The organism is Rhodothermus profundi, assembly GCF_900142415.1.
Taxonomy (GTDB): domain Bacteria; phylum Bacteroidota; class Rhodothermia; order Rhodothermales; family Rhodothermaceae; genus Rhodothermus; species Rhodothermus profundi.
In genome coordinates this window covers 98,086-123,848 of sequence record NZ_FRAU01000010.1, presented here as the reverse complement: position 1 = coordinate 123,848, position 25,763 = coordinate 98,086, and the positions used below count along the sequence as shown (strand labels likewise).

The window sequence follows — 25,763 nt, the reverse complement described above, 5'->3', positions numbered from 1 at the left end:
GGGCCGGTGCTGGGCACCGGCGCGACGTTCACGACCTACCTGCCGCCGGGATCGAACTACATTCAGCTGACGGTGCAGAGCAGTGACGGGCAGACATACACCGTCACGCGAGAGATCTATGTGGAGTATCTGTGTGAGGACGAGCTGGGGACACCGTGCAAGCGAGCGGGTGATGATTCGCTGCAGGTAGTTCGGGAGCGGTTGGAGGCGGCGTGGCCGTTGGAGGCGGTGCTGGCGGGGGTGTATCCGAACCCGGCGGGGGATCAGGTGGTGGTGCGGTTCGGGTTGCCGACGGCGTCGGAGGTGGAGCTGGTGGTCTACGACGTGCTGGGCCGGGAGGTGGTGCGTCGGCGGCCGGGTCGCATGGCGGCGGGCTGGCACCGGGAGGTGCTGGCGACGGGCTCGTGGCCGGCGGGGCGCTACGTGGTGGTGTTGCGGGTTGGTGAACGGACGCTGACGCGGACATTGATGCGGATTCGGTAAGCAGCGGGGCCGGGGCCAGGTCTGGCCCCGGTCCTGTTGGTCTGAAGCACGCAGCAAAAAGCTGGGGGGCATTATGCGGATAGCCTGGTTACTGGTCGTGGTCATGCTCTGGGGTTGCAGTTTACTGGGGGTGTCGAATCAGGAGCATCCGATCTGTCGCAAGCTGGAGCTGGTAGTACCGCCGGAGGGCCATGGGCCCTATGCGTTCATCTGTCTGGACGGCCAGCCCTGGCGGCCCGATTCGGTGCTCGGAACGCTGGACTATATCCTTGAGTCCGGTGAACGCGTGCATTACCTTGTGTTGTTTTTTACGCTGCGCGATCCAACACCTGCGCTTCCGTTCTATGAAGCCGTCCTATCGCTCAGCCTTTACGAAAAGCCGCTCCAGACCAACACCACGTATTATCTATTCAATTCTAATCCATACCTCAGAAAGCTTGTTGCCAACGGAACTTACACAAAAGAGGTTTTAGGAGAAATGGGCCGTTTCCGTGAAACAGAAGGCGATGTTTTCTTAGCCGCGTACTGGATTGCGCGGGAGGATTCGTTGCGGAGCTGGGTGCGTTTTGATCGGATCGACACGGTGCAGGTCGAGCCGTTTCTGCTGGTGTTTTACGAGGGGGCTTTTGAGGTAGTGCTTTCGCCGTTCAGTCGGGATCCGGCCTGGAGTCGGTATCCGGACGCGAAGTTGCATTTTCAGGGGCGGTTTCGGGTGCCGGCCGTCACGTGGGATTATCTGCACCGCTGCTGGCGGGAACGCAACTGCCTGCGCGTGGGGTTGCGCACGCTGTGACAATAGCCATGCGAGCCCGTTGCCTGCTGCGGGCCGCCTGCTGCCTGACAGCCTTCCTGAGCGGCTGCCTGCTGCTCGAGGCCGACGAGCTCTTCGTCGTGCTGTCGGTGCCGCCCTCGCTGCCTACAGCCCAGCTGCAACTGACGCTCAACGGCCGCCCCTTTCCGATCGAAGGCGCCCGCATCGGACGGGTCAACGTGCCCTTCTACCGCACCTTCATCCTGCGGGGCCTGACCTGCGATCCAGACACGCGGGCGCGCCGCTACTATGTGCAGCTGACGCTGCAGGTGGACCCCTTGAGCGTGCGCCTGAGCCGGCAGCCCCTGCGTCCGGGCTATGCCAGCGTGCTGCTGGAAGAGTACGATGACATCTATCGGTTGACCCACTTTACGCTGGCGGCGGATACGACGCAAAGCTGGGTGCAGTTTACGCAGATCGACCCGGTTGGCGGGCAGTATGCGGGCGTGTTTGCGGCGGTGCTGGTGCGGCAGGCGAAGCCGTTGCCGGCGTTTGCGCCTCGGAGCCGGCTGGCGCGGTTCGACACGTTGAGGGTGCGGGGTCGTTTTGAAGGCCAGGCGATGGAAGGATTTCCGCGCTACATCCCCTGCACCTGGTGAAGTAACCGCTTGTCCGGTGCCTGCCCATTCCCCTCAGAATCCCCGCTCCCCTTTAAGCTCGCTGGTAGCCGGACCATAACCGGGCAACACTGGCGTTGCAGGCCGCCCTGTTTTCCCAGAGTGAATAATCGGCAGCCCTGCTGGCCTCAGAAAGGTCCGCATCCTGCTCAGGCTTCCGGTGCTTTCTCCCGGGCGGCCACCTGGCGGATCAGCTCGCGGGCGCTTTCCAGCGCCGCTTCCGTTACTTCCGCCCCGCTCATGAGAGCCGCCACCTGTTGCGCCCGCTCTTCGTCCGACAGGCGCCGGATGCGCGTCTTGGCCCGGCCCTCTTCGACCACCTTCTCGACCAGGAAATGCACATCGCCAAAGGCGGCGATCTGGGGCAGATGGGTGATGGCAATGATCTGATGATAATTGGCCAGATCGTGGAGTCGCTCGCCTACCCGGTGAGCAACAGCTCCCGAAATGCCGGTATCGATCTCGTCAAAGACCAGAATAGGCAGGCGGTCGCTTTTGGCGAGAATGGTTTTGAGCGCAAGCATGATGCGGCTGACCTCACCGCCGGAGGCCACGCGCGCAAGCGGGCGAAGCGGCTCCCCGGGATTGGTCGTGATGAAAAATTCTACCTGATCCATGCCCGTCGAGAAAGCGGCATAGCGTTCGGGCGCCCGGCCTGGCACCGGCATCACGATCCAGCCATCGGGATCCGGGCGGCGCGTGAAACGCACCTCGAAGCGGCTGTCGGGCATGCCCAGCACGGCCAGCTCATTCACAATGGCCTGTTCGATGCGCTCGGCCACCTCGCGCCGTTTGGCCGACAGCCGCTGCGCTGCGGCCGAGAGCGCCTGCATGGCCTGCGTTAGCTGGCGGTCCAGCCGTTCCAGGGCCCCTTCAAAGTCTACGGCCAGTTCGTACCTGCGACCGATTTCAGCACGATGCGCCAGCACCGCTTCCAGGGTGCCGCCATACTTGCGCTTGAGCAGCTCCAGTTCGACCAGGCGCGCCCGGATTTCCTCCAGACGTTCCGGGTTGAACTCAATGCGTGCGTTGTAATCCTGCAGAAACTTGGCAATCTCCGCTACGCTGATCTGCGCTGAGCGAATTTCCTGGAGCGCTTCGTCAAAGCTGGGATCGATGCGCACCAGGTCCTGCAATTCGTTGCGGGCCAGAACGAGCTGGTCGTGCACGGCATTTTCCGATTCGTAGAGCAGTTCGTAGAGCCGGGCCGTGGCTTCGTAGAGTTGTTCGGCGTGTTCCAGGATGCGCAATTCAGCTTCGAGCGCCTCTTCTTCGCCTTCCTGGGGATTCACCCGGTCGATCTCTTCGATTTCAAAGGCGTAGCGTTCCTTTTCCTCCTGCAGTTCGCGGCGGCGTGCCATGAGCGCTTCGCGCTCCCGCATCAGGCGCGCCACTTCTTCATAGTGGCGGCGATAGGTATCCCGCAATCCTCCCAGGCTGCCGAAATTATCGAGCAGCTCCAGATGCGTTTCGGTGCGCAGCAGGCTCTGGTGTTCGTGCTGGCCGTGCAGGTCGATCAGGTGGGCGGCCACCTCGCGCAGCAGTTGCACAGTGGCCGGCGTATCGTTGATAAAGGCGCGGCTCTGGCCGGGCAGGATTTCGCGGCGGACGATGAGTTGCGGCAGGGGATCGATCGCGTTGGCTTCGAGCAGCGCCCGGATGGCGGGCGTGTCGGCCTCGTCGAAGATCCCTTCGATGATCGCCTTGCGGGCTCCGCTCCGGATCATCTCCGAGTCGGCCCGCTCTCCCAGGATCATCTTGAGCGCGCCGATCAGGATAGACTTTCCCGCGCCGGTTTCCCCGGTCAGAATGTTGAGACCGCTGCCGAATTCAACTTCCAGCTCTTCGATCAGCGCGTAGTCTCGGATGTAGAGCGTCCGCAGCATAATCCACGCCGCCCCGGCCAGTCCGATCAGCGGTTACGTCCGCAGCAGTGCTTGTACTTTTTGCCGCTGCCACAGGGGCAGGGATCGTTGCGGCCGATTTTAGTGCCGACGACTACGGGTTGTTCTTTGACGGTGGGGTCCCGTCGGGCGGCGGCGTCGGCCGGTGTGCGTGCCCGGACGCGGACGCCGTACGAGTCCACGCTTTCGTGCTGCACCCGCGCGCGGGACGGATCCAGGCGCCGGCGCGGCGCGACGGCCGACGGAGCCGGACGGGTCTCCACCAGAGGTCCTGCGCGGAAGATGAACGAAATGGCGTCGCGGTTGATCTTGTCCAGCGTTTGCTGGAAGAGCTTAAAACCTTCAACCTTATACTCCACGAGCGGGTCTCGCTGGCCAAAGGCGCGCAGGTTGATGCCTTCTTTGAGTTCGTCCAGTTCGCGCAGGTGCTCGGTCCAGTGTTCATCGATAAAGTGCAGCAGGGCGGCCCGTTCCAGGGCGTTGTTGATTTCCTGGCCCCGGGTTCGGAGCGCTTCGTCCACGCGGGCGACGGCCCGAAGGATGCGGCGGCCGTCGGTGAAGTCCACCACTACGCGATCTGGCTTTTGCTCCAGGCCGTCCTGATTCAGAAAGGCCTGCAGGCGTTCGTAGAAAGGCTCGGCCAGCATTTCGCGTTTGCGCCGGTAGAAATCGAGCGCGGCCTGGTAGAGCCGGTCAAACACCCCATCTTCGCCCAGCCGGGCAAACTCTTCCGGCGTCATTTCAAAATCGAACGCGAAGGTGCGCAGCACCTCTTCGCGCAGGCCTTCCAGGTCCCCTTCTTTGTAATGGCGTTCGACGATCTGCCCCAGCACATCGCGCAGCATTTCAAACACGTCGTGGCTGATGCGTTCGCCGGTGAGCGCGTGGCGGCGGCGGCTGTAGATGACACGACGCTGCGCGTCCAGCACGTCGTCGAACTCGAGTTGCCGCTTGCGAATGGCGAAGTTGTTCTGCTCGACCTTTTTCTGGGCCCGTTCGATGCTCTTGGTCACCCAGGGATGCGTGATGACCTCGCCCTCTTCCATCTTGAGCCGATCCATGATGCGGGCGATGCGGTCGGAGCCGAACAGGCGCATCAGGTCGTCTTCGAGCGAGACGTAGAACTGGCTTTCGCCGGGGTCTCCCTGGCGTCCGGCGCGGCCGCGGAGCTGCAGGTCGATGCGTCGGCTTTCGTGGCGTTCGGTGCCGATGATGGCCAGTCCGCCCAGTTCTTTGACGCCTGGTCCGAGCTTAATGTCGGTGCCGCGCCCGGCCATGTTTGTCGCAATGGTTACCGCGCCTTTCTGGCCGGCCTGCGCAATGATCATGGCTTCCTGCTTGGCCCGGTCTCGCCGCGCATTCAGCACGTTGTGCGGGATACCCTCCCGCTTGAGCATGCGGCTGAGCATTTCCGACACCTCGACCGAAGTGGTCCCCACCAGCACCGGCTGACCCTTCTTGTGGTATTCTTTGATTTTCTGAATGACGGCCTGAAACTTCTCCCGCTTGGTGCGAAAGACCAGGTCTTCGTGGTCCACCCGGATGACGGGTTTGTGCGTGGGGATGACGATAACGTCAAGGCCGTAGATCTTGTAGAACTCCTCCGCTTCGGTAATGGCTGTACCGGTCATGCCGGCCAGTTTGTGGTACATGCGGAAGTAGTTCTGCAGCGTGATGGTGGCATAGGTCTGCGTGGCCGCCTGCACTTTGACCCCTTCTTTGGCTTCGATTGCCTGGTGCAGGCCGTCGGAGTAGCGGCGGCCGGGCAGCACGCGTCCAGTGTGCTCATCGACGATCAGGACCTTGCCATCCTGCACAATGTACTCGACGTCCCGCTCATAGAGCGTGTAGGCGCGCAAGAGCTGCTCGACGGCGTGGAGCCGTTCGGCGCGTTCGGCGTAGCGATTGTACAGCTCCCGCTTTTTCTCCTCCAGTTCTTTGCGCAGGAGTCGCCGGTCGTTTTCCAGCTTGTTGCGGCGTTTTTCTTCTGAAAGATCGGTGCGACGGGCCAGTTCTTCTTCCAGTTGCCGAAGCTTTTCCTGATATTCCTGCTCAATCCGGGCGGTCTCTTCGCCCAGGTCGGGCAGGACGAACATATCGCGGTCCTGGCCGGCGATGCGGGCGATTTCGTCCAGCCCCTTTTCCGTCAGTTCAATGGTATGGTTTTTCTCATCGAGGGCGAAGTAGAGCACTTCGTCCACGAAGGGCATGTTTTTGGCGTTCTCCTGCAGGTAGAAGGCCTCCGTGCGCTGCAAAAGCGTTTCCACGCCTGGTTCGGTCTTGAGCTTCATAAAGCGCTTATTGCGCGGAAACCCTCGGGCCACCCGCAGCAGCGCCAGTCCGGCCTCCTCTTCCAGTTCACTGGCTCGTTTGCGGTCGCCCGCTTCCAGCGCCCTGTCGCGTTCTTTCAGTTTGCGCTCCGCCTCGGCTACGAGCTGCGCCACCAGTCGCTGCTGGAGATAGACGAGCTTTTCAATGACCGGCTTGAGTTCCGTGAAGCGTTCGTCGCCTGACTGTGGAACCGGCCCGGAAATGATCAGCGGCGTACGCGCCTCGTCGATCAGCACCGAGTCGACTTCGTCCACGATGGCGTAGTGGTGCCCGCGCTGCACGAGCTGGTCGGGATCGATCACAAAAGAGTGGTCGCGCAGATAGTCGAAGCCAAACTCGTTGTTCGTGCCGTAGGTGATATCGGCCTGATAGGCGCGGCGGCGGCCTTCGGAGTGCGGTTCGTAGCGGTCGATTACGTCTACGGTGAGTCCGAGAAATTCGTAGATGGGCCCCATCCATTCGGCGTCGCGCTGCGCCAGGTAGGGGTTGACCGTTACCACATGCACACCGCGGCCGGCCAGCGCGTTCAGGTAGACCGGCATGACCGCCACCAGGGTTTTGCCTTCGCCGGTTTTCATTTCAGCGATCTTGCCCTGGTGCAGCACGATGCCGCCGAGGATCTGCACGTCGTAGGGGACCATGTCCCAGACGATCTTCTGCCCGCCAGCCATCCACTCCTTGCCCAGCATGCGGCGGCAGGCTTCCTTCACTACCGCAAAAGCTTCGGGCAGCAGTTCATCGAGTTTGCGTTCGACGCGCTCCAGCCATTCCTCTTCCAGTTCGTCCAACTCCTCGTAGAGGCGCTCCCGCTCTTCTGGTGAAAGTTCCTCAGCCTCCGCGTGGCCGTTGCCGCTAACGTCAACGCCTTCGCCTCGGAGACGCGCTTCAATTTCGGCCTTGCGCGCCTCAATGTCGGCCACGGCCTCTTTAATGCGGCGCTTGAACTCATCGGTTTTGGCGCGCAGCTCCTCATCGCTGAGCGCCTGGAATTGCTCAGCGTACGCGTTAACTTTATGGACAATAGGCCAGAGTTTTTTCAGTTCTCGCTCGTTACGATCCCCAAACAGCCGTTTCAGAAAGTCAAACATGGCAGGTATTGCCTCCAGATATTTACACGCAAGAACCGCGGCATCGAAAAGCGACACCGCGGGTAACCGTACCTTTCCCTCAGGTACCGGCACTCTCACGCTGCCCGAGGCGGTCCGTTCCCACCTCGCATGCGCTCTGTTGCGTGTCGCTCCTGCGCCCTACCAGCGGGGATGCTCCTCAATGGGCATCGTGCTGTACATCAGGTGCAACAGCAGGGCCGACAGATCCCAGTAGTTAGCCCGCTGCTCCTCTACAACCGAACGGAAGCGCCAGTCGTCGAAGGTATCGTCGCACAGGTAATCGGTTGCCCGCACAAAAGTGGGGCGTCCGTCCAGGTAGAGCCCAACCTGCCGATGCAGCGTAACCTCCCGGAAGGTGCAAAGCCCCTTATCGCTTCGCATCTGGCGCACCGTCACCTGCCCCCAGGGGGTATCGCTTTTCCACACCTGCAGGCCACCCTCCGCCTCTTTTGCTTTGCGCGACCCGACGCATCCGCCGAGCAGCAGCGCCAACCCGACAATCACCCACCGCATGTGTAAGAATAAGGTTGATGCAAGTTCTCTATTGCTTTTATGAAAGTTGGCGCAAATAGGTCCCACCAGGCGATGGGCTCGGCCCCTACTCTTCGATCGGATGAAAGCGAATGGCTGTGCCGCCTCCGGGTGCCAGGCGGAGCGTGAGCACGGTTGACGCATCAACAACCTGACGAACGATTTCAAGAGCCAGCGGATTGGTGCGCCAGTCGGCGTCTGGGGCATCGCGATAGATTTCAGCCAGGTAGCGGCGGCCCGGTTCTAAAAACGAGAGCGGAGCTTCCAGCGTGCGGCCATATTCGTCGGTAATGCTACCCAGATACCAATCGTCGCTGTGGCGGTCTTTGCGGACAATCGTCACATAGTCGCCGATGCGCGCATGCAGCACGCGGGTGTCTTCCCAGTCAACTGGCACGTCTTTAATAAACTGAAACGCATCGAGGCGCGCCTCGTAGTGCTCCGGGAGATCCGCAGCCATCTGAAGCGGGCTATAGATTACTACGTAGAGCGCGAGCTGCTTGGCCAGCGTGGTGTTGACCCGGTTGTTGGGCCGGTCTTTGATAAGAATGTCAAAGATGCCCGGCGTAAAGTCCATAGGTCCGGCCAGAAGCCGGGTAAAGGGCAGGATAGTGGTATGCTCCGGCGGGTTGCCTCCATCTTCGCTCCAGGCATTGTATTCCTGGCCACGCGCCCCTTCGCGGCTGACCATATTTGGATAGGTGCGCCGCTCACCCGTGTCTTTGACCGGTTCATGGGCATTGATAGCAATCTGGTAGCGGGCAGCCGTTTCCAGCACGCGGCGATGATGGCGCACCATAAACTGACCATGGTGCCACTCCCGATGCACCTGCCCCTGCTCATCAATCCAGATGCAGTTGCGGCCGTGCGCCACGTAGCCCGTTTTTACCATATGAATGCCCAGTCGCTGGTAGAAAGCAAAAGCGGCTTCCATTTGCCGCTCATAGTTGGTAATGTGGCAGGCCGTTTCGTGATGCCCGATAAGCTGAACGCCCCGGTCGCGGGCGTAGCGCGCAACTTCTTCAATATCAAAATCCGGATAGGGCTCCGTAAAACGGAATTTGTCGCCATTCTGCGTCCAGTCCCCGTCCCAGCCGACGTTCCAGCCTTCAATCAGCACGGCATCAAAGCCGTGGCGGGCCGCAAAGTCGATGTAGCGCTTCGCATTTTCGGTGGTGGCACCGTGGCGCGGTCCAGAGCCCCAGGTAGAGCGCCCGATGTGCATCTCCCACCAGATCCCCACGTACTTGGCCGGTCGCACCCAGGAGACGTCGCCCAGCCGGTTAGGCGCGTTCAGGTTCAGCAGGGTATAGTTCGTGATCAGCTCGCCTGCATTGTCGCCGACCAGCAGCACGCGCCAGGGGGAACGAAAGGGCGTTTGCGCTTTGACGCGCGTGCCATCGGACCAGGGTACCAGGTCCACTTCCAGCGTCAGCGAATCGCTGGGCGCCAGCGTCATCGTGGCATAGTCTTCCACCTCTGCTTCGTGAACGCTTAAAAACCATCCATCGGCTGTTTCCATAGTGAGGGGCGTATGGACCGTATCGAGTTGGCTAATCGGAGTGCGCCGGTACAGGTATTCATAGCGATTCGGATGATAGGCGGGGATCCACCAGGCCTGATGGTCGCCAGCCAGTCGGAAGGCGGTCAACTCGTCCATGATGACGAACCGGTCCAGATATGCCTGCTCGGGCCATTCGTAGCGGAACCCCACGCCTTCATCAAAGACGCGAAAGACAAGATCCAGGCGGCGAGGGCGCTCGGTCGTCTCTTCAAGCTGCAGTCGGAGCTCATGGTAATGGTTCCGGATATGCTTTTTCTCTCCCCAGGGCTGCGTCCAGACCGTGTCGACCGTATCACGAACCAGACCGATAAGCCGGAACGGTCCTACGAGCGGCGGTTGCTCCTTGAGCACAAAACCCATAGGCGAAGGCAAAATAAGTGGCATCCCCAAACGATCAATCTGATAGACGGGCCGTCCCTCTTCCAGCCTGAAGGTTACCACTAACGAACCATCTGGCGAAGTCACCGTAGTGGTCTGCGTCCAGCCGCCCAGTGGCATGCTCAGCCATACCAGCAGAAATGCCCATAGACGCTGCATCATACCGTTCTAATGTTAGCGCTTACACAGCCTGAGGTAATATAGGCTGTCACGCGTTGCTCGTCAATGGCCGCGCTTATCCCGGGGGCAGCCGTTCTGGCTGCTTGCAGCGTCCTTTTCTGCCGGCCTTGCCCGTCTCACTCCTGCTTAGCTCGTCCCCTTATGCATCATTCGCGCTACTTAATAGCCAGACAGGCATGCCTTCAAATTTCAAGCCGGCCCTGCCTGCGCCTCCTCCCGGGCTACCTCAGAGAATCTCGCGGGGTGCCCGCACAATGCAGCCTGGTATCTGAGACTACTTTGACTGACGTTTTTGTCGGCTTTTTGCCCAGAACTATCTGTACTTATAACGCAATATGTTGACATTTCTTGATATAATTGGTTTATTTCGCTATCATTGGAACGCAGCTTCTCTCGGTAGGAAGCCGTTCGCTCAGAGCTTCCGGAGAAGCATGCTTTTAATTTTTGTCAGTTGTATCGTCTGAGCAATGCTTCGATGGACCGCATGGCTCTGGGGCTTCATGCTGATAGCCGTTCCCAGAAATGCTCATCCGCAGCCGGTACGCGTAAACGGAGGATTTTCGATCTATAGTGAGCTCTATGGCCAGAACGGCCTTGCGCTAGGCCGGCGACCTGGACAGCAGCTCGGGGCGCAGGGGCAACTCACGCTAACGATCGGCAATCAGTTAACGCTGCCTTTTTCTTTTTATTTATCGACCGATGACGTGGGCTACCAGTTGCCTTTTAATCAGTTCGGCTTCAGTCCTCGTTGGCGCTGGATCCAACTGCATGCAGGATATTTTTCTACCCGGCTCACCGAGCTGACGCTGCGCGATGCCCGGTTGCTGGGTGGGGGTTTTGAACTTACACCCGGACCGTTTCGGCTGGCGTTTGTGCAGGGACTGACGCAGCGGGCGGTTCCGGCCGACACGCTGCGCGGCCAGCCTCCGCTGCTGCGTCAGACGCTCACCGCTCTTCAAATCGGAGTGGGCCGAGAGGATGGGTGGCACTTCTGGATCACCGGACTGCGCGCCAAAGACACGCCTGATCTGGAAGCCTATACCACCTATGGGCTGGCTCCGCAGGACAATCTGGTCGTCTCTGCGGCGGTTGGCCTGGCGCCACTGCCCGGACGCCTGCAACTCAAAACCGAAGTGGCGGCCTCAGTATACACGCCAGACGTCTGGGCAGGTCCGCTGGATTTCAATCAGGCCTTTCAACAAGTGCAGGATCTGCTCGGATCACTGGTGGCGCTTCGGGTCGGCTCACGGGTGGATGTGGCCGTATCTTCGGCCCTGATCCTTCGGCCTGCCCGCGCCTTTCAACTGCAGCTCCAGAGTCGATACGTAGGGCCTGGCTTTCGGTCGCTGGGGGCCATTCAACTGGAAAACGATATCCTGGACCTGCTGGTAGCGCCACGCATCCTGACCCGCGTGGTTCAGATGACGGCTCGCTTTGGCGTGCGGCGTAATAACCTGGCCGGCAGTCGCCTCAGCACACGCCAGCGCGGCCTGGCCGCCATCAACGCCACGATTCTATTCAGTTCCGCCTTCTCGGTGGCGGCCGAGTTCACGAACTTTGGCGTGCGGCTCTCCCGCCGGATCGACACGCTCACGGTTTCCAACATCTCGCGGCAATTCGGCCTGACGCCCACGCTTCGCCTTCAGGCCGGCGCCTGGCTGCACACAATCACGCTCAGCGCACGCTACCAGCAAGCGAATGAGCGCTACGTAGGGCTGCCTCAAAGCCGCCTGACGCGCAACCAGGACCTGATGCTCTCCCACAGCCTGACATTTCCCCAGCGCCATACGCTTACCTCCAGCATTACCTGGAATCGTAGTTCATTCGATAGCCTGAAGACGACTGTTTTAAACTGGAACGAGTCGCTTACCCTCCAGTGGGGGCGTACGCGGGCCACGTTTTCGGTAGGCCTGCAGCGCTCTCAGAGCCAGTTTACGGATACAGGCCTTATCGGCCGCTTCAATCTTTCCGTTCCGGCAGGCCCTCGCGGCCAGCTTCAGCTTCGGCTTAACCTGCGTTCCTATCGGTACGGACAGGTGCGTCTGGACTCTCGCGGCTACACCGAGGGCACCGCCTACCTCGGCTACAGCTATCGATTTTAACTGACCGACGGCTGCCATGAAGCGCGTTCTGCTGGTTCTACTCGGGTGGTGGCTGAGCCTGCTACCAGCGCAGGCCCAGGATCTTGTCCAGGTAAATATTCTCATTCGTCGTCCGACCGCCATGCCCCGCTCGCTTGATAGCTGGCAGCGGGATCCTACCCTGATTCAGATCCAGATTCGAAACGGAGTAACCCGCCCCTTTGCCAATCTGCGCTTTTCGTTTGTCATCCGCGAAAGCAGTCGGGGCGAAATTCTTCGCTCGCGAGACGGCCATCCGGCGCAACCATCGTTTGCTCTGGGCCCTTTTGAAACCCGTGTGTTCACATGGGATCAACTCATAGCAGAGGCAGCCGTCCAGATTGCGCGACCGTTCCGGGAAGAAGTCCTGCGTGATGGCATTCCAGAAGGCGACTATGAATTCTGCGCTACCATTCTGGACTTCAGCGTATCGCCCCCAGAGCCGGTAGGCTCTACCGGTGAGCTCTGCGCCGTCTTTCAGGTGGTGGAGCCGGACCCACCGGAATTGATTTCTCCACCCGATGGTGAAACCCTGACTACCGACTACCCGGTCTTCTCCTGGGCCTTCACGCCGCCTTCTGGCATCACAGGGGTTACTTACAAGCTGACTTTATGGCCCATCTATCCGGGTCAGACGCCGGTCGATGCTTCTCGCTTTAATCGGAAGTTGTTTGAAACAGACCTGACCACTACTACCTACCGCTACGGCGCAGGTGACCCTGCCCTGCGCACCGACCGTCTGGATCCCCGGGCGATTGGCTACGTCTGGCAGGTGCAAAGTCTTCTGGAGGGCCGACCATACGGCCGCGACCAGGGGCGGGGCCGCGGCGTCAGCCAACTGGCCACGATCTGGCTGCCTGAACGCGCTGCCGCTCCAGAGACGCCGCTTGTCGTCCGCACGCTGACGCCCACCGTCTTGCTCACTCCTGCCTCTACGCGGCAACCGGTCCGCTTTCAGTTGGAAAACGTCAGTGGCACTCCGCTGACCGTTCATCGCTTCCGAGCACTCTGGCGAACGCCCGCAGGCGACCACTCTCCCGAAGCCCCCGAAGGCGATCCGCTGCCGGAAGGCGCTGTCCGGCTGGCGCCCGGTGAGCTGTACACGATTCAGTTCAACCTGCGGCCGCCAGAAGACCCCGGCTATTTTGAGGACGTGGTTACCCGCTTTGGCGATGGGACTTCCCTGACTTTCCCCATTGTCTTCACTTTCTTTGCGGAGCAAGACGGACGCTCTTTTCAAAGCGAAGCAGACCGCCCCATCCAACTAACCTACCGAATCCGTCCGGCTAATCCTTTACGCGCCCAGCTACTGACTTCTTTCCTCCGGCTAACCCCGGACAATCCCCGGCAACCGGTAGAACTGCGGCTAGAAAACCTGGGGGCTCAACCGCTGACCATCACGCGTTTTCGCACCACCTGGTATCCTCCAGGCGATCGCCCTCCTCAGTCGCCTGAAGGAGAAGACGGCGATCCGCTTCCAGAAGGTGACGTGTCGCTGGCACCTGGTGCTACGCACACCATACGCTTTTATCTCAATCTTTCTGACTCTCCCTTTGAACGGCTGGTGCGCGAGCTGGGAGACGGCCGCTCCATGTCCTTCCAGATTGCTTTTCTGTTCTTTGCCCGACGGGCCGATGGGAGTCTTCTGGAAGCCCCGGCAACTCCTCGCCTGAACGTTCAGCTCACGCTGGGCGAGCAACTTCGCATCTTATCCGTTCATCCTACCCATCGGGACACCCTTCCCTGGCGTCCCCAACTGCTCATCATTCGGTGGCTTCCCTTCCGGAATGACTATCGGGGAGTAACTTTTAATGTAACGGTGGAAGAAGAAGGCACAGGGCGATCCTGGACCAACACGCGCCGCCTGAACTGGCCGCGAGGCCCGCTGGCGGTCACGCCCGGCGAAGACACCTACCGGGCCAGCATGCATATCGTAAACGTGGCAGGTCGGCCGCCGGAGCTGGTCGAGTGGGCAAATGCCTTTCGGCCCGGGCGTCGTTATCGCTGGACGGTCAGTGCTACCTTCCGCAACCCGGATGGCTCTACGGAGTCGGTGCGTTCGGAGCCGTTCACGTTCGTCCACGGCATGGTGGCGCCCGAGCTAGGCGTCCCGGCCAACAACGCCACCTTTGAAGAAGGGGAGCCCATCGCCTTTACCTGGACGCCCCGCCTCTCACCTCGTGCCCTTTCGCCCGACGTGCTGGCTATTGCCCGGGGCGAAGCGGCCATGTTCTTTGAAGGGACCACGACCCACCAGGCCCGCCTTCAGGTGGCAACCGCTCCCGACTTTGCTCCTGAAAGCCTGGTGCTTGAACAGCCCTTCGAATTTGCCTTTACAGAAAACGATTACGCGGACGTGTTGACGGAGCAGAGCTGGCGTCCTGATCACCGGTGGACGCGGGGCACCTATTACTGGCGCGTGGTCTGGCTTGACGAGGAAGGCCGTCCTTACACGTCTTCGCCGGTGCGTCGCTTCACCATTGGCGAGGTTGCGTTTGCTGTGCAGAACTACCAGCCCGCTGCGGGAGCTGTTATCAATGAGCTGAGCACTCCCTTCTACATCCGCACCACGCGTCCGCTGGATCCGGCCCGCCTGCGCTCCGGCTGGCTGGAAATTCGACGGCTCACCGGCGACGACGAGCCGATCCGGGACGTCTTCTCCAATCCGGAACGGCTGGTGGCCCGCCTGGACATTACCCGGCTGGAGCCACACCCGGAGGAACCCAATGTCTTTCAAATTTACACGGGCACGCCGCCTGCGCCCTATCTCCTCACCACGACCGAGCCGGCGCAGTTCGTCTGGGTGGTCACCCTGCATCTGAATAACGAGGGGGTTCCCGATTTACCCGAACGTGCCGAGAGCACCCCCACCCGCTTCCGCCTCCGCGAGCCTTCGGCGGCCTGCCTGGCGGCCTGCGAAGAACCGCTCCCCGCCAACCGCACGCTCTCTACAGAGCCTGCCTCGGCTTTCGTCGGCCGCCAGGTGCAGATCGGAAAGTTTCTCCTGCGCATTACAGAAGCCACAGGGACGGGCAGTAGCCTTTCCGGTCGCGGGATCATTCAGGTCACCCTGGGCACTACCTTCAACCTGCGCGTGCGCTTTGAAAACCTGCAGATCAACACCGAAGATCAGGTCGTCGCCGGCGAGGCGTTTGCCGAAACCGACGACGCGGTCCCGGATGAGTGGGCCACCCGATTTGAACGCTTTGAGCCCGATACAGCCCGCGCCCGACGCATCCGCGAAGCCATCCGGGCCGGCCGCAAGCTGGTCAGCCTGCTCGGTCTGTCCACTGAGCCGGTGACGCTCCCCATCGGCCTGGACCAGGTGATCGAAGGCTCGCAGTGGGTCGTGGCCATCGTGGGCGTGCGTTTTCTGCCGACCCGCGCCAGTTTCAATGCCCTCCTGGATGTGCCGATGCCCTTCCTGGAAACCGGCCGCCTGGCCCTGGGCGCGCGCGACGTGTGCATCAACCCGCGCGGACTGGCCGGCGCCTTCCGGCTCGCCCTGGAACGTTCGCTCCAGTTTACGCTCCGGCGCAGCCCGGAGCTGATCCTCCGCGTGCTGGGCGAAGCGGACACCGAACCGGGCGAAACCGGCACCGGTGCTGGCTGGGACTGCACCGGCTTTCAGGAGTTGCAACTGGCTCTGCAATTCGAATTTCCACGTGAGTGGTTCATTCCCATCAACGAAGCGGGCACCGACCGCGGTGACCGCGCCCGCGCCACCTTCCGCTTCGCAACGCGTAGCCTGGACGGCTGGCTGGTGTCAGGCACCATGGACCGTGCCCGCATCACGGGCACCGACTTCATCTTTGAAGCGTCCGACATTGTCTACGATAACGCCACCCACCGCAACCCACCCGACATTGTCTTTCCGGAGGGCTATGAGGGCAGCCGAGACAACTCCTGGACTGGTTGGTACATCCGAAATGCCACCTTCTTCCTGCCCTCCCAGTTCGGCTCGTTTGAAGACCCCTCGGCCCGCCTGTCTTTTGGCGTGCAGAACGTCCTGATCGACGGCACCGGCCTTACGCTGGTGGCCCAGGCCACCAACCTGCTGAACCTCGACTCCAATCCTGGCAGTCTGGACGGCTGGGCTTTCTCCATTGAGCGCATCCGGGCCGAATGGGTGAGCAGTTCCTTCCGGGAGGGCCAGATGCAGGGCCAGATCCGTATTCCCATTGGGGAGCCTGCCCTCCAATACACGGCCCTGTTGCAATCGGCCGACGCCTTTGAAGCCGAGCGGCGCGAAGGCGAACGCGAAACGGAGGAAACAGAACGTCGCGGCGAGACCGGCGACCAGCCTTCGCTTTACTACTCCTTCCGGATCGAACCACCTGAAACCTTCCGGGCCACTCTTTTCGAAGCGGCCCAGCTTCAGTTGCAGCCGACCTCTCGCATCGAAATCACCAACCGTCCGCTTGAGAATTGCTTCGGGAGTACTCGACGGGCTGAATTTCAGGCCTATGCCTGCCTGAACGGCACGCTTACCCTGGCGGGCGATCTGGGCGGCATTCCGTTATCGTTCCGGGGCGTGCAGTTTGAAAACTTTGGCGTCAGTTCCCGTCCCCCCTATTTCGCTTCTGGCACCTGGAGCTGGGCCAGTCCTCCGCACTATCTGGGAGGAACCGGACCGGCCCCGACCGGCACGCCGGCGCAGGAAAGCATGGGCTTTCCAGTCACGGTCGAAGATCTGGGGCTGGAAGTGGGCTCGCGCGACGGCGACCCGGCAGCCGGTCTGCGCTTTGCGCTGGCCGTTCACCTGGGCAGCGAAGAAGCTTCGCTATCGGCCCGGACTACCCTGACCGTCTGGGGACGGCTGGAGCGGCCGCCGGGCGCCCCCATGCGTCCGGCCTTTGCCGGCGTGGAGTTGAACGCCCTGTGCCTTGGCGGCAGCATCAGCGGCGTGGTGTCGGTCAGCGACGATAGTTGCCTGGAGTTCTATCGCGACGACCCCACCTACGGCAGCGGCTTCGCTGGGACGCTCAACGCTTCCTTCCTGGAAAGCGTGAGCGTCAGTGCCACCGCTCGTTTTGGGGAGGTGGACGGCTTTAACTACTGGTACATTGACGGGCTGGTAACGCTAGGCGGCACCAGTGGCATTCCGATCGGGACGACGGGCATGTCCTTCTATGGTTTTGGAGGCGGCATCTACTATCGCATGCGCCAGGCAAACCTGCCCGATCCGCAAGCGCTGAGCCGCGGCATCCGTACTGTCCGCTATGTGCCGGACCGCAACGTCGCGCTGGGGTTGCGTGCCGCTACGGTGATCGGGACATCTGGCCGACCTGAACCCTTTAATGCGGATGTAACGCTGGAGGTCGCCTTTAACCGGCGGGGTGGCCTCAACCGGATTACCCTCCGGGGCGATGCCTATATGCTGGTTTCTGCAACAGACCGCCCGTCCAATCCGCCCATCACGGGCAATGTATCCATCGACATGAATTTTGCCCAGCGCACCTTCGATGCCACCTTCCAGGCCCGGGTGCTGTTGCGTGCCGGAGGCGTAACCGCAGTCGATGGAAGCGGTGAGGTTCAGTTGCATTTTGCCCCCCGTGGGTGGTTCCTGCGCGTGGGACGCCCCACACCGGAGGCCGATCGCATGCGGCTACAGGTCATCGCGCTCAACCGGGTCGATGGTTATCTGTGGATCGGAAACTGGCCCGAGGTGCCCAGCATGCCGGATCCTCGGCCGCCCGCGCCTCCCATCGAACGGACCGACTTTACCGGAGAGCTGACAGGACGCGCCTTCCTCTTCGGTGCTTCGACCGGTTTTGAGTTCTCCGGCCAGTTCCTCATCTTCTACGGTGAGCTCAACGCCTTCATCGGGTTTGATCTGGCCCTGATCGACTACGGCCCCGATGCGCTCTGCACGCTGGAAGATGGGCGCACCATGACCGGCATCGGCATCAATGGCTGGTATGCCCAGGGGCAGCTGTATGCCGGCATTACGGCCCGCCTGAGCATTGAGGTGGATCTTTTCCTGGTCAGCGGACGCTTCGACATTTTCAACGCTGCCGTGGGTGCTACGCTCGGTGGTGGCCTTCCCAACCCGACCTATGCCACCGGAGCGATATCCGGACGCTATAGCATTCTGGGCGGCGCGATCAAAGGCACCTTCCGCTATGATTTCAACGTCGGGGATGTCTGTAAACCACTACCGCCCTCTCCGCTGGAAGGCATTGAGCTGATCACCGACCTGCGGCCGCGCGACGGGGAGCGGGACGTCGATGTCTTTACCGAACCTATGGCGGCCTTCAGCGCCGATCTGGATCGTCCCTTCGTGATGAAAGACGCGGAAGGACGCGAACATATTTACCGGCTGCGCACCAGCGGCATCGTGCTGCGCAAAGACAACGAGCGGGGGCCGATGGTCCGGGGCCGCAACGAAGTGACGCCCGAGGGGGATGGAGTCTACTTCCAGCCCGACGAACCGCTGGAGTCCTTTGCCTGGTACTGGGCTCAGGTGAACGTCTATGCGGAGGAGCTCATTGGTGGGCGCGTTGTTGACCGGCGCTGGGTCGGCGACGAAATCATCTATGAGGTGGCGGGAGGGCGCTGGGAACCGGTGCGCAACGCACAGGGCGAGCTGATTCAGGAAACCCGCACCGTGCGGTTCCAGGCAGGCGCTCGTCCCGAGCAGATTCGCCCGGAACATGTCCTCTACAGCTATCCGCGCAACCGCCAGCGCTATTTCCTGCAGGACATGTGCGACCCTGGCCGCATTTACCTTGCGGAAAACTACCAGTATCTGGCTGAAAACGCCGACATTCTGGTCCGATTCACGCCCGTAGAAGGTGGCGGTGCTCCCATCACCGTTGAAGGGCAGCTCACCCGGAATGCCATCACGTTCCCCATTCCGGAGTTGCTACCGGCTACGTCCTATGTGCTCCAGGTCATTCGTCGTGAGCATCTGCGGCCCTCTCCAGGAGGCTTTGTCGCAACCTATACTGCCCAATCGGGCCCGGCCGAATCGCCTGGAGCGGGAGGGACCTCTACTGAACTCAGCGTGCAGCTAAATCCGGAAGTAGCGGGGCAATTCCAGCGCACGCAACTTCAGCGCACCACCGAACAAGCGTTGCAACTGGCCATAGCCTGGCAGCAGTTGCGGGGCGCTTTAGCTCAGCAGCGCATCCGCACGTTGCCGCGTCCGCGGGTGCGTCCGGGTGAGCAGCAACTGTATCTGTACTATTTCCGCACCAGCCGCTATCGGACGCTACAGGAAAAGTTCGCGCAGCTCTCCACGACCAGCACCTACCAGTTTGAGCGCGGACGTCTCTTTGGATCGCCTGTGGAAATACATGACTTCCAGGTGACGGTAACGTGGGCGGACGAAGGCTTCGAACGCTACGATTTCGAGCGGCGGCGCCTGCAGGGCAGGCTCTGGCGCGAGGCCTTGCTGACCTATAGCATCAACTGGCAGGACGACTGGATGCGTCGTTTTGCGCGGCCTTATATCTATGAGCCGTTGAACATCCTGCGTCGCCTGGGCATTTCGGCTGTCTCGTTTTATAACATGGCCCCCCGCATGGCCCTTGAGTTGATCCGCCGGCAGAGCCTCCTGGAAAGCCCCCTCCAGGATAGCGAGCTCATGCCGCCTCCCCCGGTAGAGGAACGCGTAGCCCGCGCAGGCACAAAGAAAGGCAGCCTGGCCTGGTACTCCGGACAGATGCAGATGCGCATTCCGCCCCCACCCCCTCCTCAACTGGTCTTCCAGTATCGATTCCCCACGCTGGCCTATCTGGACCACCGGATCGTTCAGAATCAGGTGGCCGCACTGGCCAGTACGGACCGCTGGTGGTCACTCTCTGACGAAGACCGCCGTCGTCTCTGGCTGGCCGGGTTCTCTTCCTTTGTACGGCCCTACAGCCGGCTGTCTATCTGGTTCGGCTATCCGACCTGCGCCGCTCCCGACCTGGAGATGCCCGGCGTAGATCTGTCTTTTGAGACCGGTAACCGGCCTCCCCGAAACTTCCGTTAACCGTACCGGCTATGCATTTACGGTTTCTCTGCCTCGGGTACTTGCTGCTGAGCCTCTGGGGAATCGGCGCATTACCACTGCAGGCTCAGCAACCTGACACGCTGGCAGCCGACTCGCTCCGCGTTCCCTCGCTGGCCGTGCAGGCCTGGTCTGATGGAGCGCGCGTGGTACTTCGGTGGGCCCCCACCTCCTACCTGGCCTGGGACCACGGCAACGCGGTCGGCTACCACGTGGAGCGCGTCCGCATCAACCCGCAGCAACCACCTTCTGAACCACTCGCTTATGAGCGACTCACTTCTCAGCCCCTCCGCCCCTGGTCCCTGGAACTCTGGCGCCAGCGCATCCCGAACCCCGAAGCCCGTCCCCAGGCAGCCATCGCTGCTCAGATGCTCTATGGGGCTCCTGCTCCTATCCAGGCGCGCAATCCCTTCGAGGCAGCGCAATTGCGGGCTGCCGAACAGGAAAACCGTTTCAGCTTTGCGTTGTTTGCTGCCGACCTTGACTCGCTGGCAGCCGAGGGCCTGGGCCTACGTTACGAAGATGCCGCGGTCGAACCAGGCGCCACGTACATCTATCGCGTTTTTGCAGCGGCTCCCCATTCCTCACTGCGCCTGGATACGGCCTATGTGGTGGTAACGGTAGCCCCCACCCCACCGGCCACGCTTGACGTTTCGGTCGAAGTGGAACCCGGTGATGGTCAACTGCGCCTCTGCTGGGACCCACGACTGGCCGCCTATGCCTTTACCGCGTACGTAGTCGAACGCTCAGAGGATGGACAGCAGTATCAGTTGATGACCGAAACGCCGCTGGTGCAGATCGAAACAAATGCAACGCTCGCTGAAAACCGCATGCTCTGTTTTACCGATTCCACCACGGTCAATTACCGCCGCTACTACTACCGCATCTATGGTATCGACGCCTTCGCGCGCCGCTCGCGCCCGGTCGAAGTAACGGGCATGTCACGCGACCTGACCCCTCCTCCTCCTCCGGTCCTCGAAACCGCCGAGCACGTCCGGGAAAGCACCGTCCGCCTGCGCTGGCGCCTCGACAATCCTTCGCCCGATCTGGCCGGATTCTTTATTGGTATTTCCAATAGTCCGGACGGTCCCTTTGAGATCGGCGAGGAACTTCCGCCTTCCACCCGGGAAGCCACCGACAGCCGCGCAATCTCCGGTATTAACAACTACTACATCGTGCTGGCTGTTGACACAGCCGGCAACCTGTCCTCTTCCATGCCCCAGTACGTTCATCTGATCGATTCCATCCCTCCCGCCCCTCCTACAGGGCTGGTGGCCCATGTAGATACCACAGGTATTCTAACGCTCCGCTGGCAATCCAACCAGGAGTCCGACCTGCTGGGCTACCGCGTCTATCGGGCCAACCAGCTCGACCATACCTTTACGTTGGCGACCGGCTTCCCCCTGACCGATACGGTCTTTGTCGATACGCTCAATCTGAATACCCTGACCGAGGCCATCTACTACCGCGTAGTGGCGCTCGACCGCAACTACAACCCGTCGGATCCCTCCGAACCCGTTCGGGTAATCCTGCCCGATCGCGTCCCGCCCGTCTCTCCGCTTTTTACCCGCGTGACACCTACCGACTCCAGCATCATCCTGCACTGGATTCCCAGCAGCAGTTCAGATGTTGTGCGGGTGCACCTCTACCGGAAACGCCCCCGGGAGATTTTCTGGACGGAGATTGCTGTGCTGGACCCTGCGGTCCAGCAATATGAAGACACCAGCGTCAAGCCAGAACGCCGCTATTACTACACCCTGCGGGCTGAAGATGACGCAGGTAACCTATCTGCCCCCTCTCCACCAGTGCAGGCGCGCCCCTACGTCAGCGCGCGTCGCGCTTCGGTCACCAACCTGCGCGCCCGCTATGATGCCCGCAACCGGCGCGTCGTATTGACCTGGACATACCAGGACAGTACGCCCCACTGGTTCGTCATCTACCGCGGGTTCAACGAGCAGCCGCTGCGCCGTTACCGATCGGCGGGCCGCGCGTTACGATTTGAAGACCTGGATCTGATTGGTCCCGGCACCTACCGGTACGCCGTTCAGGTGTACTTTGAAAACGGAGCGGTTTCCCCTATCAGCAAGGAAGTGACCGTTGTAGTTTCGGAAGAGGAATAGATCAGGCAGCGCGCGGCAACGCCTGACCCGTCTCGGCATCGAATAGATGCACGCGGGCCGGATCAATACGCAGGGAAACCAGCTGCTCGGGTTCAGGCCGCACTGTTGCCTCCACCTGCGCCACCACCGTGAGCGATCCGACCCGCACATGCAGGTTTGCCACCGCTCCCAGCACTTCAACTGTCGCGACCGTTCCCTGCATCATGGCCTGTTCAGGCGTGGCTATCGTAACAGCTTCCGGGCGCACGCCCAGCGTCACGGCCTGCCCTACCCGTACGTAAGGCCAGCCGGCCGCCGGCAGCGCCACCTGCACCAGCCCACCTTCCCCTACAAACCATAATCCATCTCGGTGCTCCAGCCGTCCTTCAATAAAGTTCATGGGCGGACTGCCAATAAAGCCCGCCACAAATCGGTTAGCCGGCCGATGGTAGACTTCCAGGGGCGTGCCAATCTGCTGAATGCGTCCCTGGTTGAGCACTACAATGCGCTGGCCCAGCGTCATGGCCTCTACCTGATCGTGCGTTACATAAAGCATGGTGCGCCCCAGCTCTCGATGCAGCCGGGCCAGCTCAGCCCGCATTTCCACCCGCAGACGCGCATCCAGGTTCGAAAGCGGTTCATCAAACAAAAACACGCGGGGCTCTCGTACAATGGCACGCCCTACGGCCACCCGTTGCCGCTGTCCCCCGGAGAGCTGGTGCGGACGTCGATCCAGGAGGTGTTCCAATTCCAGCACCCGGGCTGCCGCTCGCACGCGTCGGTCGATCTCAGCTTTTGGCACGCGACGCAGCTTTAGCCCGAATGCCATGTTTTCATAAACTGTCATGTGAGGGTAAAGCGCATAGTTCTGAAAGACCATGGCAATGTCCCGGTCGCGAGGCGGCACCTCGTTGACCACCTGACCGCCAATGCGAATGAGCCCGCGCGAGACGCGCTCCAGGCCGGCCACCAGCCGCAGCAACGTGGTTTTCCCACAGCCCGAAGGGCCCAGCAACACCAGAAATTCCCCTTCGGCTGCTTCGAACGTCACGTCTGCCACAGCTACCTGGCCATTGTCGTAGATCTTCCAGACCTGCTCCAGTGAAACCCCCGCTGGTTGCTGCATTGCGTTCGCGTTTCTGGTGCTTCAGGAAGTCTGTCTTACCACACAACGGCGCAGGTACGCCAGCACGTCTGAGAGCGAAGCGCGCGCCAGCCCGATGGTTCGGTCTGCTGCTCCGTAGTAAACATATAGCTCGCCATTTATGACAACAGCACCCTCAGGAAAAACCACATGGGGCACATCTCCTTCCTGCTCGAAAGGAAGCTCAGGCGCCAGCACAGGCTCCGGGGTGCGTGCGATCACCCGACGCGGGTCATCCAGATCCAGGAGGGCCATTCCCATACGGTACACATGGTGTGCATCCACGCCATGATAGAGGAGCAGCCAGCCCTCCGGCGTCTCAATCGGCGTAGGACCGGCCCCGATTTTTTTAGCCTCCCAGGGGAATTCCGGACGCAGCACGACATGTTCGTCCAGAGTTGCCAGATGACGTTCCCACAGGGAAGCCGGCGGCTTAAAGAGTTGCTCCAGATCTTCAAAATAGATAAGCTGAATAGAGGGCACAATGCGATGCAGCATGGCAATGCGCCCGCGAATGCGGCGGGGAAAAATGACCGCATCCTTGTCAGTTGTGTCTGGCCCGATAAGGCCGCATTTGGTGATTGTTTGAAAATCACGGGTCACAGCCAGGCCGATGCGCACGCAACCTGGTCGGGCAAACGCCGGCGCGCCCAGAGCAGTATAGGTGATCAGATACAGGTCGTCGATCCGACTAATGCGCGGATCTTCAACTCCGAAACGGTCGTAGGGCGCGTCAGGCTGAATCAGAGGCTGGCGCCGGATCACAAAGTGAACGCCGTCGGTACTGTCGGCATAGCCAATGTACGACACGTACGGTTCAAACCCCCATTCTGGCTCGCCCGGGGGCACATCCTGCAGCCGAATGCGCCGATAGCCGGCCGGCACGCCTCGAATGAGCAGGTGTACGCGCGTGCCATCGTACCAGGCGCCCGGATTGAACACAGCCCCGGAAGCCCACGGCAGCTCCGGTACAGGGGTCAGTAGCGGCTGCGGATGCCGTCGGAACAACGTTACAGCTTCAGAAGCCTGTTGCATAAGCCTGTGCTTCATATTGCCCGGATGTCCTGCCTACTTCCAGAAGAAATTGTTGCAACGCTTTACCCTCTAACAGTTCCAGCCGCTCGGCGCTCAGGTTAAGTACCACGGCCACAGAGCGGACGCGCTGTTTTTCCTGCACGCGGAAGACCCGATAGGCATAGCGCACGCCGTCACGGGTTACTTCGACAGGCGATGTTCCTCGGGCATACAGCCAGCGCCGGGCCGGCTCATGCCGGTACACCTCCAGCAGCGTGTAAAGCGCTTCAATGGTTGACTCTGCCCCGGCATTGTAATTGACCTCGCCCGGTCCCCGAATGCCGTCATAGCCGCGTCCTGTGGCCGGATCATACATAGGCACGCCGGCCTCGTTGTTACCGGTTAACCAGCTCGCTGCTAGTCCGGCCAGAATAGCGTAGCGCACCTCCCCGGTCTGTTCGTAGAGCCGGATCAGGCCAACTGCCACGCAACGCACCGCATACGCAATCTGCTCGTAGCGCTGCACCCGGGTCGAATCGTCCAGCGACATGGCGTACATCCAGCCGTAAACAAGCAGCCGTGGATAAAAATGCTCGGCTTCGTAGCGGGCCGATTGTAGATAGCCGGCCGCCGCCAGCGCCTGCGTCTGCGCATTGCCCCAGCCATGCCAGGTGTCAATCCAGGAAGCATGAGCTCCGTACGGGTGCCGGGCCATCGACCCGTACTGCATCATCTGCATCCCTTCGGCCAGTTGTCGAATCATGCGGGCCAGCATTGTGTCAGGCGTGGCGTTTTGCAGCCGGATCAATCCCAGCAGTAATTCGCTGGAAGCGTCTGCTCCGTAGCGATACACGAGCCACTCCGGCAGCAGGCGTCCCTGTACGCGTCGGGTGCGCGGGTAGCGGACCAGCCAGGTGCGGTCGAGGTGCACCAGGGCCCGGCGCGCAGCTCTGGCAGCCTGCGAGGCCAGAGCCGGGTTGGCCTCCTGCAGCACATCTGCGGCCATTCCCAGTGCCCAGACCGCCCGGCTGGCCCACCAGCCAAACGGTTCGGCCCGGCTGTTCGGATGCGTCGTGTTGATGTCCAGCTGGTTGGAGTACACAAAGTTGTAAAAGAGCCCGTCTGCTCGTTGCATGTAGAGCACAAAACGCAGGAGCTTCTCTGCGGTATGCCGGAATGTATCGTTGCCGGTCAGCTCATAAAGCCGCAGATACAGCACGGCGGCCCGGGCAGCATCATCCACGCAGGCGGCGCCTTCATCAGGGTCATCCACCCAGCGATAGTCGGGTGCCTCGGCATAAATGTGCACCAGGCGCAGCACCGAGTCGCCGCGCACCACATCCTCGCTCAGGTGTTCCAGATGGGCCAGGTTGATCGGCAGCTCGAAAAGCGTGGCCGGATGCTGCGGGTCGGTGCGGCAGCCGACGCTCAGCACCCAGTAACTCAGCCATAAAACGAAAAGGCGCGATCGAGCCATGT

13 protein-coding genes are annotated in these 25,763 nt (G+C 61.2%); 6 read left to right on the top strand and 7 right to left on the bottom strand.

Annotated elements, in window-relative coordinates; genetic code table 11:
- Window positions 1-72 precede the first annotated feature (72 nt).
- The 3 genes from BUA15_RS12780 to BUA15_RS12770 all read left to right on the top strand — a co-directional run bounded on the left by BUA15_RS12780 (window position 73) and on the right by BUA15_RS12770 (window position 1,893).
- Window positions 73-483: a T9SS type A sorting domain-containing protein gene (locus BUA15_RS12780; protein WP_245771924.1), complete on the top strand. Its 411-nt coding sequence runs from the start codon at window positions 73-75 to the stop codon at window positions 481-483.
- Window positions 484-556: 73 nt separating this feature from the next.
- Entirely contained in the window at window positions 557-1,276 is a 720-nt protein-coding gene (locus BUA15_RS12775; RefSeq protein WP_072716383.1) for a hypothetical protein, read from the top strand.
- 8 nt (window positions 1,277-1,284) lie between these two features.
- The gene (locus BUA15_RS12770) at window positions 1,285-1,893 is read left to right on the top strand and encodes a hypothetical protein (RefSeq protein WP_072716382.1); all 609 of its coding nucleotides are present in this window, start codon (window positions 1,285-1,287) and stop codon (window positions 1,891-1,893) included.
- Between the two features lie 167 nt (window positions 1,894-2,060).
- Here BUA15_RS12770 and recN read toward each other — a convergent pair whose 3' ends face one another.
- The 4 genes from recN to BUA15_RS12750 form a co-directional block, all read right to left on the bottom strand.
- Window positions 2,061-3,797 carry a DNA repair protein RecN gene (gene recN, locus BUA15_RS12765; protein ID WP_072716381.1) on the bottom strand — a complete coding sequence of 579 codons (1,737 nt, stop codon included), beginning with the start codon at window positions 3,795-3,797 and terminating at the stop codon, window positions 2,061-2,063.
- 26 nt (window positions 3,798-3,823) lie between these two features.
- Entirely contained in the window at window positions 3,824-7,234 is a 3,411-nt protein-coding gene (gene secA, locus BUA15_RS12760; protein WP_072716380.1) for a preprotein translocase subunit SecA, read from the bottom strand.
- Between the two features lie 159 nt (window positions 7,235-7,393).
- Window positions 7,394-7,768 carry a hypothetical protein gene (locus BUA15_RS12755; protein WP_072716379.1) on the bottom strand — a complete coding sequence of 125 codons (375 nt, stop codon included), beginning with the start codon at window positions 7,766-7,768 and terminating at the stop codon, window positions 7,394-7,396.
- Window positions 7,769-7,853: 85 nt separating this feature from the next.
- Window positions 7,854-9,887, bottom strand: a complete 2,034-nt coding sequence (locus tag BUA15_RS12750) for a glycoside hydrolase family 97 protein (protein ID WP_072716389.1) — start codon at window positions 9,885-9,887, stop codon at window positions 7,854-7,856.
- Window positions 9,888-10,375: 488 nt separating this feature from the next.
- Here BUA15_RS12750 and BUA15_RS12745 point away from each other — a divergent pair, with 488 nt between their 5' ends.
- From BUA15_RS12745 to BUA15_RS12735, 3 genes are read left to right on the top strand one after another with little or no spacing between them, the layout of a single operon-like run.
- A complete protein-coding gene (locus tag BUA15_RS12745) occupies window positions 10,376-12,010 on the top strand; it encodes a hypothetical protein (protein WP_072716378.1) in 1,635 nt (544 codons plus the stop codon).
- A gap of 16 nt (window positions 12,011-12,026) precedes the next feature.
- Window positions 12,027-20,009 carry a hypothetical protein gene (locus BUA15_RS12740; protein ID WP_072716377.1) on the top strand — a complete coding sequence of 2,661 codons (7,983 nt, stop codon included), beginning with the start codon at window positions 12,027-12,029 and terminating at the stop codon, window positions 20,007-20,009.
- 11 nt (window positions 20,010-20,020) lie between these two features.
- On the top strand, window positions 20,021-22,147 hold the full coding sequence (locus BUA15_RS12735; protein WP_072716376.1) for a fibronectin type III domain-containing protein: 2,127 nt from the start codon (window positions 20,021-20,023) through the stop codon (window positions 22,145-22,147).
- 1 nt (window position 22,148) lies between these two features.
- Here BUA15_RS12735 and BUA15_RS12730 read toward each other — a convergent pair whose 3' ends face one another.
- The 3 genes from BUA15_RS12730 to BUA15_RS12720 are packed head-to-tail and all read right to left on the bottom strand — an operon-like array spanning window position 22,149 to window position 25,761.
- Entirely contained in the window at window positions 22,149-23,252 is a 1,104-nt protein-coding gene (locus BUA15_RS12730) for an ABC transporter ATP-binding protein (protein ID WP_072716375.1), read from the bottom strand.
- Between the two features lie 21 nt (window positions 23,253-23,273).
- Entirely contained in the window at window positions 23,274-24,305 is a 1,032-nt protein-coding gene (locus BUA15_RS12725) for a glycoside hydrolase family 130 protein (RefSeq protein WP_072716374.1), read from the bottom strand.
- On the bottom strand, window positions 24,289-25,761 hold the full coding sequence (locus tag BUA15_RS12720; protein ID WP_072716373.1) for a hypothetical protein: 1,473 nt from the start codon (window positions 25,759-25,761) through the stop codon (window positions 24,289-24,291). The genes BUA15_RS12725 and BUA15_RS12720 overlap by 17 nt, the downstream gene beginning before the upstream one ends.
- Between the last annotated feature and the right edge of the window lie 2 nt (window positions 25,762-25,763).